Here is a 15,989-nt window from a genome sequence, read left to right on the forward strand (position 1 = left end):
TTACACGTCAATTGTTGTGTAATCTCGTTTTATTTTAATCATTTTAGTCAGTTGCTTTTTCAATTTCGATTAATAAATCGCCTGTCGCTATTGTGTCACCATTATTTACAGTTACTTGTTTAATCACACCGTCAAATGGTGCTTGAATTGTTGTTTCCATTTTCATAGCTTCAGTAATTAGCAACGGCTGGTTAGCTTTCACAGATTCACCTACACTAACCTTGACTTCAGTTACTGAACCTGGCATTTGCGCACCTATATGACTTGGATTACTCTTATCTGCTTTTGGTTTAACGTTCGCATTTGTATGTACATTTTCATCTTTAATGTAAATACGTCTCGCTTGACCATTCATCGCATAGTAAATCGTTCTATTACCATTTTCATCTGGTTCACTAATCGTTTCTAGTTTAATAATTAATCGTTTACCTTTATCGATTTCGATTTCTACTGTTTCACCATTACGCATTCCAAAGAAGAATGTAGGCGTATCAAGTAACGATAAGTTTCCGTATTGATTTCTAGTTTGAATATATTGTTCATATACTTTTGGATATAGTACATAACTAATAATATCTTGCTCCGTAACAGGACCTTGTTGCTCTTCTTCAAGCAACTCACGGACTTTTTCAAAATCAACCGGCTCTAGATATTCACCTGGACGAGCTGTTAGTGCTTCTTGGCCTTTTAAAATAACCGCTTGTAAATCTTTATTAAAACCATTTACAGGTTGTCCTATTTCGCCTTTGAAGAACGACACTACTGATTCTGGGAAATCTAATTTATAGCCATCTGTAATCACGGATTGTTCATCAAGATCATTTTGTACCATATAAAGTGCCATATCACCAACTACTTTAGACGATGGTGTTACTTTTACGATATCACCAAATAAGAAATTCACTCTGCGATACATATCTTTAACTTCATCAAATCTTTCGCCTAAACCTAAACTTTTAGCTTGTTGGCTTAAATTCGAATACTGTCCACCAGGCATTTCATGTTGATAAATTTCAGTATTCGGTGATTTGATATCACTTTCAAAGTCTGAATAATAAGTACGTACAGTTGACCAATAATGACTAAGTGACTCCATACCTTCAATATCAGTTCTAAGGTGGCGTGGGAAGCCATTCAATGCATAATATAACGAATTGGCGCTTGGCTGACTTGTTAAACCACTCATTGAAGCAACAGCAGTATCAATGATATCGACACCAGCATCTATTGCTTGTTTGTATGTTAATAAACCATTACCACTTGTATCATGAGTGTGAAGATGAATTGGTAAATCTACAGCTGATTTTAACTCACCAATCAATTCGTAAGCGGCTTTAGGTTTTAATAAGCCTGCCATATCTTTAATCGCTAAAATATGGAAACCTTCACGTTCTAACTCTTTAGCTAGTTTGACATAATACTCTAAAGTATAAATGTTTGATCGCTCAGGATTTAAAATGTCACCTGTATAACAAATAGTACCTTCAGAGATTTTGCCCGCTTCTTGTACTGCTTCATTGGCAACTTTCATTTGATCTACCCAGTTTAATGAATCGAAAATTCTAAAGACATCTATGCCTGCTTTAGCACTTTCTTGTACGAATTTATGAATAACATTATCAGGATAGTTTTTATAACCAACTGCGTTTGAAGCACGTAACAACATTTGGAATAATACATTTGGAATAGCTTTACGTAGACGTTCAAGTCGTTCCCATGGGTTTTCCTTCAAGAAATTATATGCCACATCAAATGTAGCACCGCCCCACATTTCTAGTGAGAAACCATCTTTAAATACGTCCGCTGTTTTGGATGCGATATTAATCATATCCTTAGTTCTAACTCGTGTAGCTAATAATGATTGGTGTGCATCTCTAAAAGTTGTATCTGTTAGTAAGACATCATCCTGCTTTTTAACCCATTCAGCTACACCTTTTGGACCTACTTCATCAAGCAATTGTTTCGTACCACTAAATGAAGCGATTTTACTTGAAGATACAGTTGGAATTGATGCTAATTCATAGTCTGGTTTCGGACGTTTCTCAACATTTGGGAAACCATTAATTGTTACATTACCTATATATTCTAATGTTTTAGTACCTCTATCTAGAGACGGCTGAATGTCGAAAAGTTCTGGTGTTTCTTCAATAAATTTAGTTGTGTAATCACCACTTGTGAACTTTTTATTCTTCATTACATTAATTAAGAATGGAATATTAGTTTTAACACCACGAATACGCATTTCTCGTAATGAACGTACCATTTTTTCTTCTGCTTGTTTAAATGATATCGCGTGTGTAGATAATTTTACGAGTAATGAATCATAATAAGGTGATATCTCAGCACCTTGGAAACCATCTCCAGCATCAAGACGTACACCAAAGCCACCGCTTGAACGATAAGCAATGATTGTTCCAGTATCCGGCATGAAATCATTTAACGGATCTTCTGTTGTAATACGACATTGGATGGCATAGCCCAATGTTGTAATATCTTTTTGTTGCGGCATATTAATTTCTTCACCAAATAAATCGGCACCTGCTGCAACTAAAATTTGTGTCTTAACAATATCAATTCCTGTTACCATCTCTGTAATTGTATGCTCTACTTGTACACGAGGGTTAACTTCTATAAAGAAGAATTCGTCACCAGATACTAGAAATTCAACAGTACCTGCATTGACATATTTAATATTTTCCATCAATTGAATTGCAGCATCACAAATACGTTGACGTAATGTTGGTGATAATCCAACTGATGGTGCAACTTCTACAACTTTTTGATGACGACGTTGTACTGAACAATCACGTTCAAATAAGTGTACGATATTTCCATGTTCGTCACCTATAACTTGTACTTCAATATGCTTTGGATTATCAATGTATCTTTCTATGTAAACTTCACTATTACCAAATGATTTTTCAGCTTCTGATTTTGCTCTATGGAAAGCATCTTCTAATTCACTTTCTTCACGAACGATTCTCATACCTTTACCGCCGCCACCACTTGTGGCTTTAATCATTAGCGGGAAACCAGCTTCTTCTGCAAATTCTTTTGCTAATTCATATGATTTAATTGGACCGTCTGTACCAGGAATAACTGGTAAATCTGCCTTGATAGCCGTTGTACGAGCTTTAACTTTATCTCCAAACATATCTAAATGTTCTAAATGAGGACCAATAAATTTAATTCCTTCTTCTGCACAACGACGCGCAAATTGTTCATTTTCACTTAAAAATCCATAGCCAGGATGAATCGCATCCACATTCGCTTGTTTTGCTACATCAATGATACGCTCAATATTTAAATAACTTTCAGCAGGACCTAAATCACTTCCAACTAAATAGGATTCATCTGCTTTATATCTATGTAATGAACTTTTGTCTTCATTCGAATAAATTGCAACTGTGCTGATGTCTAATTCTGCTGCCGCTCTGAATATACGAATTGCAATTTCTCCACGGTTAGCAACAAGTAACTTTTTTATTTGTTTCAATAGCGATACACTCCTCAAACTATTAGAATTTTCTAACTAATTAGATAATAAAATTTTATCTTAAAGCGCTCTGTTTTGCTATAGTTATGTTTCAAATTTTCAAAATTTAACATTCTTGAGACAATTAAAACCTCCGCTTCAAAAATAATAATTTCAAAAATGACTATGCAACAACAGGTAGTTCACGTTTTTGTTGTGAAACATTTTCGATTTCTACAACTCTAAAAAATTAAAAATAAAATTGCAAAACATCAACATTTATTATCAATAGCGATAACTTTATCTTATCATCATGATTCTAATTTCGCCACCACATTTAGTAATTTTTAGTCATAAAATTTAGTTATAATTATACGTTGTTTCGTTTATAAAATTTGATAATCATGAGTAATCTCGTAATATCAAAACAAAAAGGAAGTTAAGCGTTGTTTGGTTGCCTAACTTCCGTTATTTAACTCATCAGTCCAATTTAACAAAGAGTATATAAATAGCCAATGTTTAGCATCGATTTATGACAGAAGTCATCTCGTACTAAATATTGGCTAGTATTTTTTAATTAAATTGTCTTCTTATATCAACTTTTTGTTGTTGTTTCTTTCGTTGCTGGTCTACTTTGATTTGTTTACCTACAATCAGAAGTAATCCCATAGCAATACTTAAACTAATCATTGATGATCCACCAAAACTGATAAATGGCAATGGCACACCAGTTAATGGAATTGTTGCCGAAATACCGCCAATGTTTACAAACGTTTGGCTTCCAAAGTATGTGGCAATCCCAACACACACAAGTTTATAAAAATATGATGATGTTTTATTTGCAAACTGAAAGGCACGATATACAATAAAGAACTCTAAAGTAATAACTAGCAATCCTCCGATTAAACCTAATTCTTCGCAAATAATTGCAAAAATAAAATCTGTATGTGGTTCTGGTAAATAGCCCAATTTCATTGCACTATTTCCTAATCCTTTTCCAAATACGCCACCGTTACCTATCGCAAGCAATGAATTGGAAATATGGTATCCAGTTCCTGATTCGAATTGGAATGGATCTGTTAGCGTACTAAATCTGGCTGTTAAATAACTTGGTAACCAACCAGCCATTAATGCAATGACAAATACTACTAAGAATCCTAGCACTGCTGGTATACCAAATCTTAGGACTTTGTTTACCCCAATTCCTGAATAAAAAATGATCGCAACTAAAATAATTAATATTAGTAATGTTTGCCCTACGTCTTTTTGTAGGAAAACTAAAAACGTACAACCTAATGCTAATACAATAGGACTTAAAATTAATTTTGGTTTACTTAATACTCTAGGCATTTTTTTACTGATCATAAATGGGATATATAATATGATTGCAATTTTTAATAACTCAGATGCCTGTAAGTTCATAAATCCTAAGTTTATCCAACTTTTAGAACCATTAATATCTTTACCGATTACTAACGTCAGTAATAATAGCGAGACGATAGTTATAATCATACCTTTTTGCACTTTAATATTACTCAGTAATTTAACATTCATTAAAAATGCAATAAAAAATACAATCATAAAACTCATTATGACATATGCTAATTGTCGGTTGTAAAAATACGTTCCTGGAACATCGATACCACCAGTCAATGTGCCTTTAGTTGCTGGAACCATACTGGCACTATATACCATCACTAATCCAATTAAACTCAATACAATATATGTAACTAATAACGGGTAATCAATAAACTTTGAGGTTTTACCAATATACCGTAAAATACTTCTAAAATTCTTCATATATTCAGTCATCCAATTCTACAATTTATACTTCAAATGATTTCGTTTTATACTTTAATTTTAAAAATCCATGTTACTTATTATATACATGACATCGTCATAATCACAAATATTAACAGGTATCTTGAGGTAATTTATAGAATATTTGTTTACTTAATATCGTGAATTGCTAAAACCCAATAAAAGTGACTGACATGTCATCAAGAAGACAACATAACAGCCACTTTAATCAGTAATTAAACTATAAATATAAAATCGGCGCAGCTCAATTGTCGATATCTCACGCCGTTTTAATATGCTTATATATTAAACCTTAAACAAGTGTAAAAGCTTCATGTAATTTTGAAAGTTCTTTCTCAAGACGTAACATTATTTGTTTGCCATCTTCGCGGTCAACTAAACCTAATTTAACAGCAAAATCAACTTCTTTTTGAAGTCCAAACATTTGTGTATCTAGTACTTCTTCATATAATGGGCATGAAGGTAATGTTAAATTATCTAGTTGAACTTTAATCAGATGTAAGATTTCATCAGCATCTTTAGTCAATTGTTTCAAAGCTGCATTTTTCATTGTTGTTTGTTTCGCCATGACACGCTCCCCCTCTATATAAATTCTCAAGTCTTACTAAAAGTTTATCTTACTAAATATTAAAAAGCAAGTAGATTTAAAATGTGTCGTTAGCAATTTGTGTTAAAATAATGCTATATACATTGATAGGGAGTGGGAAAATGATACAAATTAAAGGAGCCGTAAAGTTTCCTATAACATTAGATAGTACGACTTGGATTTTCGATGATAGAAAAGTTAGCATCGAAGATTTAGAAAAAGGTGTATTTGATGGTTCAAAACCAATCGACTTTGAAGATAATCATGAATGGAATCGTGCTATCCTAGAAGGACAAACTAATCCGCCTACTTTAAATTCAGAAATAAAATATAAAAAACGTGCCATGTTAGAAGGTTCATTTGTCATTAATATGACACCATTTTTCAAACATTCCGAACCACATGACTCTGCAACTACTATTCGATTATCAAATGAGCATGATCATTTAGATATACCGATAGATCTATTACCCTATTTATTTTTCCAATTTGCAAAAGACGGTAAACGACTTTACAGCGATAATGGTGTAGATAGTTTTATTTACAATCAAGAAGATGGTTATTCATATCGAATCAACCATGTAACTCATATTGAGGTGATTTAATTTGAGACAAGTGCAATGCATTATCTGTGATGCAAAAGTATTTATAGATGAGCGCACAACTGAGTCTAAACGACTTAAAAACAATCCTATTCGAACATTTATGTGCGATGATTGTAAAAGTCGATTAGACACACCTAAACAACGTGCGCAACACTATCCGCTCGATTAATATCTGAATAAACAAGTTAGAAATTTGAAAATGTGAAAGTAACAGGAAATAATAGCATTTAAACACTTTTTCAAATATTATATGCCAAAAGAGAAGCTAAGCAACTTTCATTGCTCAGCTTCTCTTTTATTATGTTAAATTATTCGTTTTCTTGCATCATTTGTTTGATACGCTTTGCTTCTTTTTCACGAACATTTTTGTTTAAAATTTTCTTTCTTAAACGTATGCTTTCTGGTGTAACCTCAACAAGTTCATCATCATTAATGAATTGTAACGCTTCTTCCAATGTTAGAATACGCGGTCTATTCATTGTTTGTGTTTGGTCTTTCGTTGCAGAACGTACGTTAGTTTGATGTTTTGTTTTAGTGATGTTAACAGTTAAATCATTTTCACGATTATGTTCACCAACAATCATACCTTCATAAACTTCAGTACCAGGTTCCATGAAGTTTACACCTCTATCTTCAAGTCCTAAAATGGCATAAGTACTTGCAGAACCTTGATCCATTGAAATTAATGCACCATTACGACGACCGCCAATTTGTGCTTTAATACGTGGTCTAAATTCTTCAAATGTATGGTTAATAATACCGTAACCTCTTGTCATTGACATAAATTCAGTCGTATAACCAATCATACCACGAGCCGGTACATTAAAGATTAAACGTGTAAGTCCATTATCAGTTGTAGTCATATCAACCATTTCACCTTTACGTGCACCTAATGATTCAATAACCGCACCTGCATTTTCTTGTGGCACTTCACATTGCACACGTTCAAATGGTTCACACATTACACCATCAATTTCTTTAATAATTACTTGTGGTTTTGAAACTTGTAATTCATAACCTTCACGACGCATATTTTCAATAAGGATTGATAAATGCAATTCACCTCGACCAGCAACTACCCATGTATCTGGAGAATCTGTGTTAGAAACTTTCAAAGATACATCTGTTTCTAATTGTTGATTTAAACGTTCTTGAATTTGACGCGCTGTTACAAAGTCACCTTCACGGCCAGCAAATGGTGAATTGTTAACTTTAAATGTCATTTCAAGAGTAGGCTCATCAATACGTAGAACTGGCAATGCTTCTTGATGGTCATGTGGTGTTACAGTTTCACCAACATTAATGTCTTCCATACCTGAAACAGCAATTAAATCTCCAGCTTGTGCTTCTTCAATTTCTAAACGTTTTAATCCAAAGTAACCAAAGATTTTAGTTACACGGAAGTTTTTCACTGTACCGTCTAATTTAATTAGTGATACATTATCTCCGACACGCATTTTACCTCTGAATACACGACCAATACCAATACGTCCAACATAATCATTGTAGTCCAACAATGCTACTTGGAATTGTAATGGCTCATCACTGTTATCAATTGGAGCTGGTACATAATCAATAATTGTTTCATATAATGATTGTAAATTATCATCTTGTTTTTCAGGATCTAAGCTAGCTGTACCATTTACTGCTGAAGCATAAACAACAGGGAATTCTAATTGTTCATCGTTTGCTTCTAATTCAATAAATAAATCTAAAACTTCATCTACAACACCCTCTGGACGTGCTGATGGTTTATCAATTTTATTAACAACAACAACAGGTTTCAGGTTTTGTTCTAGCGCTTTTTTAAGTACAAAACGTGTTTGAGGCATTGTACCTTCATACGCATCTACTACTAAGACAACCCCATCAACCATTTTCATAATACGTTCTACTTCTCCACCAAAGTCTGCATGTCCTGGTGTATCCAAAATATTAATACGTGTACCTTTATAATCAACAGCCGTATTTTTGGCTAGAATCGTAATTCCACGCTCTCTTTCAATATCGTTAGAGTCCATTGCACGTTCATCGACATGTTCATTTTCTCTGAATATACCAGATTGTTTTAACAACTCATCTACTAAAGTTGTTTTACCATGGTCAACGTGAGCAATAATTGCTATATTGCGGACATCTTCTCTTTTATTAGTCATATAAATAGTTTCCTTCTTTCTTAAGTAAAATCCCACTTTTAATTACAACTTTTTTATTATATCATATAATTGAGAAAAGATAAGCAAAAGGTGGGGATAGGATGAAACAAAAAAAATCTAAAAATATCTTTTGGGTATTTTCTATATTAGCTGTTATTTTCTTAGTATTATTTAGTTTTGCTGTTGGTGCATCAAATGTACCAATGATGATTTTAACATTTATATTACTCGTTGCAACCTTTGGAATTGGATTTACTACAAAGAAAAAATATCGAGAAAACGATTGGCTATAAGTTATATCGACAATAACACGCGTTGATTAAAGACCACGCATGTTCATGATGAACATTTAAATGGTTTTATATTGGCGCGTGTTTTTATTATTTAAGATATAAAAGCGTAATATGTTACCTAATTGTTAGGACTACATATTACGCTTTTGGTAATTATTTTGATTTTCTTTTAAATCGTCGTTCATGTAATTGTATTAACGCATCGCGATGTGGCTCTAAATATACATCGAGGATCTCTCTATGAACACCACGATTACCAACTAAAACTGAGTTTGGACCACCAATTGTTAGCGGTTCACCCAATAAATTTGAAGCTTGTCCATTTACTTCATATAAAATAACCAATCCTCCAGCAAAATCCCACGGTTGGAGTCTAGGTGTCATATATGCTTCTAAATTACCGGTAGCAACAGAAACAATTTCAAGCGCTGCACTACCATATGCCCTTGCACTTCTAGAATCATTAACAATTTCTTTAAAGATTTCTCCTAAAATTGGTTTAGTTAACCAGTTCGGATTGATCCCAATAATGCTTTGTCTTAGATTAGAATCATTCAATGGTTTCAAGGGTTGGCTACCTCGATATGCACCTTCCCCTACTTTAGCATGATATAAGACATCAGCCATAACATCATATACAAAACCTGCATAAGGTTTACCATCGATATAAATACCAATTGAAATCGCGAAATTTTCTTGTTGATGAACAAAATTCAATGTACCGTCTATTGGGTCAACAACCCATACCGTACCTTTGGAAGTATCGATGTCATGACCATGCCTTTCTTCACCTAATACTTGATGATTGGGATATGTTTCTAAAATTGTATCAAAAATAAAATCTTCTGTTGCTTTATCTACATTTGTAACAAGGTCATTCGGATTTGACTTTGTTTCAATTGTTAAATTTTGCTCCATCAATTGTTTAATTCTAATTCCTGCTTCTTGAATAAGTCCTTGGGCAAATCCATAAAGTGCCATAACATCATCTCCTAACATCTTTATTATACATCAACATTTTATAAAAATAACTTCTTATGATAAAAATGAAAATACTAATTTTAATGAGAGCGTCTTAAGCCGCAATTGATAAAACATATGCTACAATATTTTTAAACACTATACAGGAGGTACTCTATGACAAAATATACATTTAAACCTAAAGATTTCAAAGCGTTCAACGTAGAAGGTTTAGACGCACGAATGGAAGCTTTAAACGAATACATACGACCACAACTCCATGAATTAGGAGAATATTTTAGTGACTTCTTTACAAGTCAAACTGGTGAAACATTTTATCCTCACGTAGCAAAACATGCTAGAAGAAGTGTGAATCCTCCTAAAGATACATGGGTTGCTTTTGCTACAAGCAAACGAGGCTATAAAATGTTACCTCATTTCCAAATTGGTATGTTTGAAGATCAACTGTTTGTTATGTTTGGAATCATGCATGAAGCAAAAGATAAAGCAACACGTGCAAAAGTTTTTGAAAGAAAATTTAAAGCTATTCAACAATTACCTGATGATTATCGTGTTTGCTTAGATCATATGAAACCTGATAAACCATTTATTAAAGATTTAACGGATGATGATTTAAAAGAAGCGATACAAAGAGCCATCAATGTAAAAAAAGGTGAATTCTTTATAGCGCGTGCAATCACACCACAAGATAAAAGATTAAAAAGTGACAAAGCATTTATTGCATTTTTAGAAGAAACCTTCGATCAGTTCTTACCATTTTATTCTGCATAAATAACTTTGTTTAAATAATAGAGCACTAAATCACATCCATGATTTCGTGCTCTTTTTTCTTAATATTAAATCGAACGTTCAACATAATAATTCATACTTTTAAAAAAAATAAAATAATTTTAGGTTGACCTAAACATTTTATTAGGTTATTATATTGTCCATAAGAAGTAGAGGTGAGTCAAAATGAATAATAAACGACATTCAACAAATGAACAATTAAGTTTAGACGAAATAAACAATACAATTAAATTCGATCATCGCAGTTCAAATAAACAGAAATTTTTATCATTTCTTGGGCCTGGGTTATTAGTCGCTGTTGGTTACATGGATCCCGGAAACTGGATAACATCAATGCAAGGTGGCGCGCAATATGGCTATACTTTGCTATTCGTAATTCTTATTTCAAGTTTATCAGCAATGTTACTTCAAAGCATGACAGTGAGATTAGGAATAGCAACAGGTATGGACTTAGCTCAAATGACACGACATTATTTATCAAGACCTATTGCTATAATCTTTTGGATTATTGCAGAACTAGCAATTATCGCCACAGATATTGCTGAGGTTATTGGTAGTGCTATTGCTCTTAATCTCCTATTTAACATACCTTTAATCGTCGGTGCACTAATAACTGTACTTGATGTATTTTTACTACTATTTATAATGAAATATGGTTTTAGAAAAATTGAAGCTATTGTTGGTACATTAATTTTCACAGTGTTATTCATCTTTATATTTGAAGTCTATATTTCATCACCACAGTTGAACGCTGTGTTAAATGGATTTATACCACATAGTGAAATCATTACAAATAACGGCATTCTCTATATTGCATTAGGTATTATTGGCGCTACAATTATGCCTCATAATTTGTACTTACATTCATCAATTGTACAATCTAGAACATACTCAAGACATAACAATGAAGAAAAGGCGCAAGCGATTAAATTTGCTACGATAGATTCGAACATTCAGTTATCAATCGCATTTGTAGTCAATTGCTTATTATTAGTGTTAGGAGCATCACTATTTTTCAACTCGAACGCTGACGATTTAGGTGGTTTCTATGATTTATATCACGCCTTAAAAACTGAACCTGTACTAGGTGCAACAATGGGTGCAATCATGAGTACATTATTTGCAGTTGCATTATTAGCGTCAGGTCAAAATTCAACGATTACTGGTACTTTAGCAGGACAAATTGTAATGGAAGGATTTTTAAGATTGCACATACCAAATTGGTTAAGACGTTTAATTACACGTTCCCTTGCTGTCATTCCTGTTATCGTATGCTTAATCATTTTTAAAGGTAATGCAGCTAAAATTGAGCAACTACTTGTATTCTCTCAAGTATTTTTAAGTATTGCTCTGCCATTCTGTTTAATACCATTACAATTAGCTACTAGTAATAAAGACTTGATGGGGCCTTTCTATAATAAAACATGGGTTAATATCATTTCATGGACACTTATTATTATTCTAAGTATTTTAAATGTCTATTTAATCGTTCAAACATTCCAAGAACTACAAGGTTAAAAATAAAACCATTAAAATGTTGGTTGTATCTAATAATTAACAACTTAACATTTTAATGGTTTTTCTTTTGCTATGAACATATTAATGATAAATATACTCATCGTCCTTATGTGTAGTTTCTTTTGATTCTTTTTTAGAAATCAACATAATCATCACGATAATCCATAAGACAATTGCAATTAAATTAAGAGCCATCAAACTTACAATTATCGCGATAACAAAAAGTATAATCGATAATTTTCTACGCCCTTTAATACAAATTGTCGCAAATATACCATAAAGTGTTGAAATTAATAAAATAATTGCTAATGCACCAATTGTTGTCTGAAGCATATCTAAAGAAACATTGCCACCGTTCTGAGATAATTGCTTCGCTAATTCTTCGCGTTGTGATGCATTACCACTTTTTAAAGAAAAATAGGATAGCCCCATAACTAATAAATAAATAATACTAATACTATTTGCAATCCAAGCCATGATTAATTCAGGTTTTCTATTCATCTTAAAATCCTTTCTTTGTTTAATATTTTAATAAGTATACTACGAGCCTATAGATATACGCACATTAATTTACTTGTATATTAACATATTTTTCATCTAATTTTTATAATAAACATCTGAATTCAGATTGATGGTAATTTAGGTGTATGGTAATGAGAAATCGTCATTTAAAATTTTGACACCTAAACACTTTAATTAGACATTATCGATAATTAACCTCATATAAAAACCCAGATTAATAAGCAAAAGACCTCTACTTACTAAATCTGGGTATCATCAATATTTATTCTTGCTCTTTTTTGTCCTTAACTTCACTTGAATTGCGTTCTTCAGAAATATCATTGTTGTAAATTTGACGTCGCTCTTCAAAATTCATTCGACGTTGACTAACTGCGCTAGGTTGATTTTTCCTACGTTCTTTCATTCGTTGGTTATAAGCTTTACGCTTTTCTTTTTTCTTAGCTTTAATTTCAGCTTTTTCTCGCTTTTGTTGTGCTTTCAATTCTTTTGGATCAACTTCAGGTTCTGCATAATAACCATCATCTTCAATACCTAGTTCTTCAGTACTTTTTTGTTTGTATTTAGCCTGTCTGGATAATACTGATGGTTCTTCCTCAGTGTGCTCATCATGATTATATTCACTTTCAACTGCACGTTTAGGAAATTGATCATATTTATCTCTTTCCTGTTCTTGATCATATACAGTATTTGATTTATCCAATTCTTTTTCATATTTAGGCACATCATAATAATCATCTTTCGGTTGTGGGCGCTCATACACAGGTTCACGATAATCATAAATCGGTCCGTTATACTCTTCATAATATTGTGGCGCAACCATTTCAACTTTATCTTTTCTTATAAATAGCATCATCGCAATAATAAAGAATAATATCGGAATGATTAAAGTAACGATAAGTAAAACTAAAGGAATCGTTACAATTGCTGATATTAAGAATAAGAAACCTGACAAGATTCTTATATTCATAGATATGAGAGCTAAAAATGAAATCAACAAACAAACAATAAAGTAAACGATAATAGCCCATATACCATTTTGTAACCATATTACAAATTGTGTTGTATTATAGCCATTTCCAGCTAATAATTGCTGGATAAATGCATTATTGTTTAATGTATTTTCAAGATTAGCAATCGATGTGTTATTACTGAATGAAACAAGTGCTATAAACATCGTAATGACAGTAAGCACTAATAACATCACCCAACATAACCAACCTAGAACTTTTTCAGTTAATCTACTTACTGGACGTTTAATTTGAGTAAATTGTTCTCCAGTCATTCGTTACAACTCCTTATAGTACTTATCCCGTTATTATAACTAAATATACAGTAAATAACTACTATTTATGATTTTATTTTAATGACATTTTGAAATTCAAAAAGTTTTCATTGTATTCACTTAAAACTTCAGGTCCTAAATCTTTATAAACTTCAAGGCGTTCTTGCTCTTTCTTAGTCGGATAGAAACGATGGTCGTCTTTAATCTCTTTAGGCAACAATTGTCGAGCAGCCTTGTTTGGCGTTGCATAGCCTACGAATTCTGTATTTTGCTTGTTATTTTTAGCATCTAATAAAAAATTCATAAATTTATATGCACCCTCTTTATTTTGTGCCGTTTTTGGAATTACCATATTGTCGAACCATAAATTCGATCCTTCTTTAGGAATAACATAATTATATTTATCCCCTTCTTGCACTAGAGGTGCTGCAACACCACTCCAAACAACCGCTATGTTACCTTCATTTTGTTGAAGCATCATGGTAATTTCATCACCTACGACACCTCTTACTTGTGGTGCTAGTTTGGTTAAATCTCGCTCTGCTTCTTTTAAATGGTGCGAATTACGGTCATTAAGATTATACCCAAGTTTATTCAAACTCATGCCTATAATCTCTCTAGCACCGTCAACTAGTAAAATTTGGTTTTTAAATTTAGGATTATACAATGACTTCCAACTATCAAATGATTCATTTGGATACTTTTCTTTATTATATAAAATACCTACAGTTCCAAAGAAATAAGGTAAAGAATATTTATTGCCTTTATCAAATGACATATTCATATAATCTGAATCTAAATTTTTAATATTAGGTACCTTATTATGATCTATTGGTAACAATAAATGATCTCTTTTCAATTTTTGAACTGTATATTCACTAGGAAAAGCAACATCATAATGTGTACCGCCATTACGAATTTTGGCTTCCATCGCTTCATTTGAATCGAAAGTTTCATAAACGACTTGAATGCCAGTTTCTTTTTCAAATTTCTTAATTAACTCTGGATCAATATATTCGCCCCAATTGTATACGTAAATTTTTTGATTTGTATGCACTTGTTCTTTAGATTTAAACCAATGACTTAAAGTAAGACAAAGCATACCCACAACTAATGAACCTATAATGAGTTGTAAAAAACGTTTCATTATTTTACACCTCGCTTGATTAGTTTTTTCTTATTAATCACGTATTGAATCAAATAATATCCTAGTATTCCTAATACAATAACAGCAAACAATAATGTTGAAATCGCATTAATTTCCATACTAATTCCTTTTCTCGCCATAGCATAAACTTCAACTGATAACACACTAAAGCCATTACCAGTAACGAAGAAACTTACTGTGAAATCGTCTAGTGAATAAGTTAAAGCCATAAAGAAACCTCCTATAATAGAAGGTAAAATATTAGGAATAATAATGTTGCTTAATAATTGTGGTTCAGTCGCTCCTAAATCTCTTGCAGCATTTAACATATTATTATTCATTTCATACAGTTGTGGTAAGACGATAATCACAACTATAGGTATGCAAAATGCAATATGAGATATTAGAACTGTCCAAAATCCTAAACCAAGACCAGTAAAATGGCCAATCGTTGTAAACATAATTAAGAATGATGCACCTATGACAACGTCGGATGATACCATCAAGACATTATTCAATGTTAGTAAAGTTACTTTAAACTTTTTATTTCTTAAATAATAAATAGCAATGGCACCAAATGTACCAATAACTGTAGAAATTGAGGCTGCTAAAAGTGCTACAGCTATCGTATTAAAAATGACCGACATTAAATGATCATTTTGAAATAATGATTGATAATGCTCTAATGTAAAATGTTCAAAGTGAATCATATTACCAGCCGAATTGAATGAATAGAACATTAAAAAGAATATTGGGATGTATAAAATCGCTAAAAGTATCCCGATATACAGCTTTCCATACCATTTCATATGAT

General features: G+C 32.3%; 14 protein-coding genes. 5 read left to right on the plus strand and 9 right to left on the minus strand.

What is annotated here, in order from left to right:
• Positions 1 to 43: 43 nt before the first annotated feature.
• The 3 genes from IDG65_RS04430 to IDG65_RS04440 all read right to left on the minus strand — a co-directional run bounded on the left by IDG65_RS04430 (position 44) and on the right by IDG65_RS04440 (position 5,864).
• Entirely contained in the window at positions 44 to 3,496 is a 3,453-nt protein-coding gene (locus tag IDG65_RS04430) for a pyruvate carboxylase (RefSeq protein ID WP_000809512.1), read from the minus strand.
• Between the two features lie 552 nt (positions 3,497 to 4,048).
• Positions 4,049 to 5,275 (minus strand): cell division peptidoglycan polymerase FtsW, encoded by a 1,227-nt coding sequence (ftsW, locus tag IDG65_RS04435; RefSeq protein ID WP_000787945.1) that lies wholly within the window; start codon positions 5,273 to 5,275, stop codon positions 4,049 to 4,051.
• A gap of 313 nt (positions 5,276 to 5,588) precedes the next feature.
• Positions 5,589 to 5,864, minus strand: coding sequence for an Fpa/YlaN family protein (locus tag IDG65_RS04440; RefSeq protein WP_001118970.1), 276 nt, complete (start codon positions 5,862 to 5,864; stop codon positions 5,589 to 5,591).
• A 140-nt stretch (positions 5,865 to 6,004) separates the two neighbouring features.
• Between IDG65_RS04440 and IDG65_RS04445 the strand changes: the two genes are divergently transcribed.
• Complete coding sequence (locus tag IDG65_RS04445; protein WP_000614712.1) at positions 6,005 to 6,487, plus strand: hypothetical protein; 483 nt, start codon at positions 6,005 to 6,007, stop codon at positions 6,485 to 6,487.
• 1 nt (position 6,488) lies between these two features.
• Complete coding sequence (locus IDG65_RS04450; protein WP_001250275.1) at positions 6,489 to 6,656, plus strand: YlaI family protein; 168 nt, start codon at positions 6,489 to 6,491, stop codon at positions 6,654 to 6,656.
• A 139-nt stretch (positions 6,657 to 6,795) separates the two neighbouring features.
• Here IDG65_RS04450 and typA read toward each other — a convergent pair whose 3' ends face one another.
• The gene (typA, locus tag IDG65_RS04455) at positions 6,796 to 8,643 is read right to left on the minus strand and encodes a translational GTPase TypA (RefSeq protein WP_000182654.1); all 1,848 of its coding nucleotides are present in this window, start codon (positions 8,641 to 8,643) and stop codon (positions 6,796 to 6,798) included.
• A 101-nt stretch (positions 8,644 to 8,744) separates the two neighbouring features.
• Between typA and IDG65_RS04460 the strand changes: the two genes are divergently transcribed.
• Entirely contained in the window at positions 8,745 to 8,936 is a 192-nt protein-coding gene (locus tag IDG65_RS04460; protein ID WP_000810619.1) for a DUF5325 family protein, read from the plus strand.
• Positions 8,937 to 9,089: 153 nt separating this feature from the next.
• Here IDG65_RS04460 and IDG65_RS04465 read toward each other — a convergent pair whose 3' ends face one another.
• A complete protein-coding gene (locus tag IDG65_RS04465) occupies positions 9,090 to 9,917 on the minus strand; it encodes an inositol monophosphatase family protein (RefSeq protein WP_052997645.1) in 828 nt (275 codons plus the stop codon).
• Positions 9,918 to 10,073: 156 nt separating this feature from the next.
• Here IDG65_RS04465 and IDG65_RS04470 point away from each other — a divergent pair, with 156 nt between their 5' ends.
• Both IDG65_RS04470 and IDG65_RS04475 read left to right on the plus strand, forming a co-directional pair.
• Positions 10,074 to 10,688, plus strand: a complete 615-nt coding sequence (locus IDG65_RS04470; protein WP_000170603.1) for a YktB family protein — start codon at positions 10,074 to 10,076, stop codon at positions 10,686 to 10,688.
• Positions 10,689 to 10,871: 183 nt separating this feature from the next.
• Positions 10,872 to 12,224, plus strand: coding sequence for an Nramp family divalent metal transporter (locus IDG65_RS04475; RefSeq protein WP_001060841.1), 1,353 nt, complete (start codon positions 10,872 to 10,874; stop codon positions 12,222 to 12,224).
• A gap of 81 nt (positions 12,225 to 12,305) precedes the next feature.
• On the opposite strand, the gene IDG65_RS04480 is transcribed toward IDG65_RS04475, so the two are convergent.
• The 4 genes from IDG65_RS04480 to IDG65_RS04495 form a co-directional block, all read right to left on the minus strand.
• On the minus strand, positions 12,306 to 12,725 hold the full coding sequence (locus tag IDG65_RS04480) for a DUF4064 domain-containing protein (RefSeq protein ID WP_001080464.1): 420 nt from the start codon (positions 12,723 to 12,725) through the stop codon (positions 12,306 to 12,308).
• Positions 12,726 to 13,008: 283 nt separating this feature from the next.
• Positions 13,009 to 14,028, minus strand: coding sequence for a lipoteichoic acid stability factor AuxB (gene auxB, locus IDG65_RS04485; RefSeq protein ID WP_000145498.1), 1,020 nt, complete (start codon positions 14,026 to 14,028; stop codon positions 13,009 to 13,011).
• Between the two features lie 73 nt (positions 14,029 to 14,101).
• Positions 14,102 to 15,175: an ABC transporter substrate-binding protein gene (locus IDG65_RS04490; protein ID WP_000819697.1), complete on the minus strand. Its 1,074-nt coding sequence runs from the start codon at positions 15,173 to 15,175 to the stop codon at positions 14,102 to 14,104.
• The gene (locus IDG65_RS04495; protein ID WP_000872390.1) at positions 15,175 to 15,984 is read right to left on the minus strand and encodes an ABC transporter permease; all 810 of its coding nucleotides are present in this window, start codon (positions 15,982 to 15,984) and stop codon (positions 15,175 to 15,177) included. Before IDG65_RS04495 ends, IDG65_RS04490 begins: the two co-directional genes overlap by 1 nt.
• Positions 15,985 to 15,989 lie beyond the last annotated feature (5 nt).

Origin of the sequence: Staphylococcus sp. EG-SA-17, from assembly GCF_017151845.1 — a bacterium.
GTDB lineage: Bacteria > Bacillota > Bacilli > Staphylococcales > Staphylococcaceae > Staphylococcus > Staphylococcus aureus.

Bases quoted from the DNA above. Each gene is read 5' to 3' on its own strand.
- ftsW (WP_000787945.1), bottom strand. From the start codon at position 5,275: ATGAAGAATTTTAGAAGTATTTTACGGTATATTGGTAAAACCTCAAAG.
- IDG65_RS04440 (WP_001118970.1), bottom strand. From the start codon at position 5,864: ATGGCGAAACAAACAACAATGAAAAATGCAGCTTTGAAACAATTGACT.
- IDG65_RS04445 (WP_000614712.1), top strand. From the start codon at position 6,005: ATGATACAAATTAAAGGAGCCGTAAAGTTTCCTATAACATTAGATAGT.
- typA (WP_000182654.1), bottom strand. From the start codon at position 8,643: ATGACTAATAAAAGAGAAGATGTCCGCAATATAGCAATTATTGCTCAC.
- IDG65_RS04460 (WP_000810619.1), top strand. From the start codon at position 8,745: ATGAAACAAAAAAAATCTAAAAATATCTTTTGGGTATTTTCTATATTA.
- IDG65_RS04465 (WP_052997645.1), bottom strand. From the start codon at position 9,917: ATGGCACTTTATGGATTTGCCCAAGGACTTATTCAAGAAGCAGGAATT.
- IDG65_RS04470 (WP_000170603.1), top strand. From the start codon at position 10,074: ATGACAAAATATACATTTAAACCTAAAGATTTCAAAGCGTTCAACGTA.
- IDG65_RS04475 (WP_001060841.1), top strand. From the start codon at position 10,872: ATGAATAATAAACGACATTCAACAAATGAACAATTAAGTTTAGACGAA.
- IDG65_RS04480 (WP_001080464.1), bottom strand. From the start codon at position 12,725: ATGAATAGAAAACCTGAATTAATCATGGCTTGGATTGCAAATAGTATT.
- auxB (WP_000145498.1), bottom strand. From the start codon at position 14,028: ATGACTGGAGAACAATTTACTCAAATTAAACGTCCAGTAAGTAGATTA.
- IDG65_RS04490 (WP_000819697.1), bottom strand. From the start codon at position 15,175: ATGAAACGTTTTTTACAACTCATTATAGGTTCATTAGTTGTGGGTATG.
- IDG65_RS04495 (WP_000872390.1), bottom strand. From the start codon at position 15,984: ATGAAATGGTATGGAAAGCTGTATATCGGGATACTTTTAGCGATTTTA.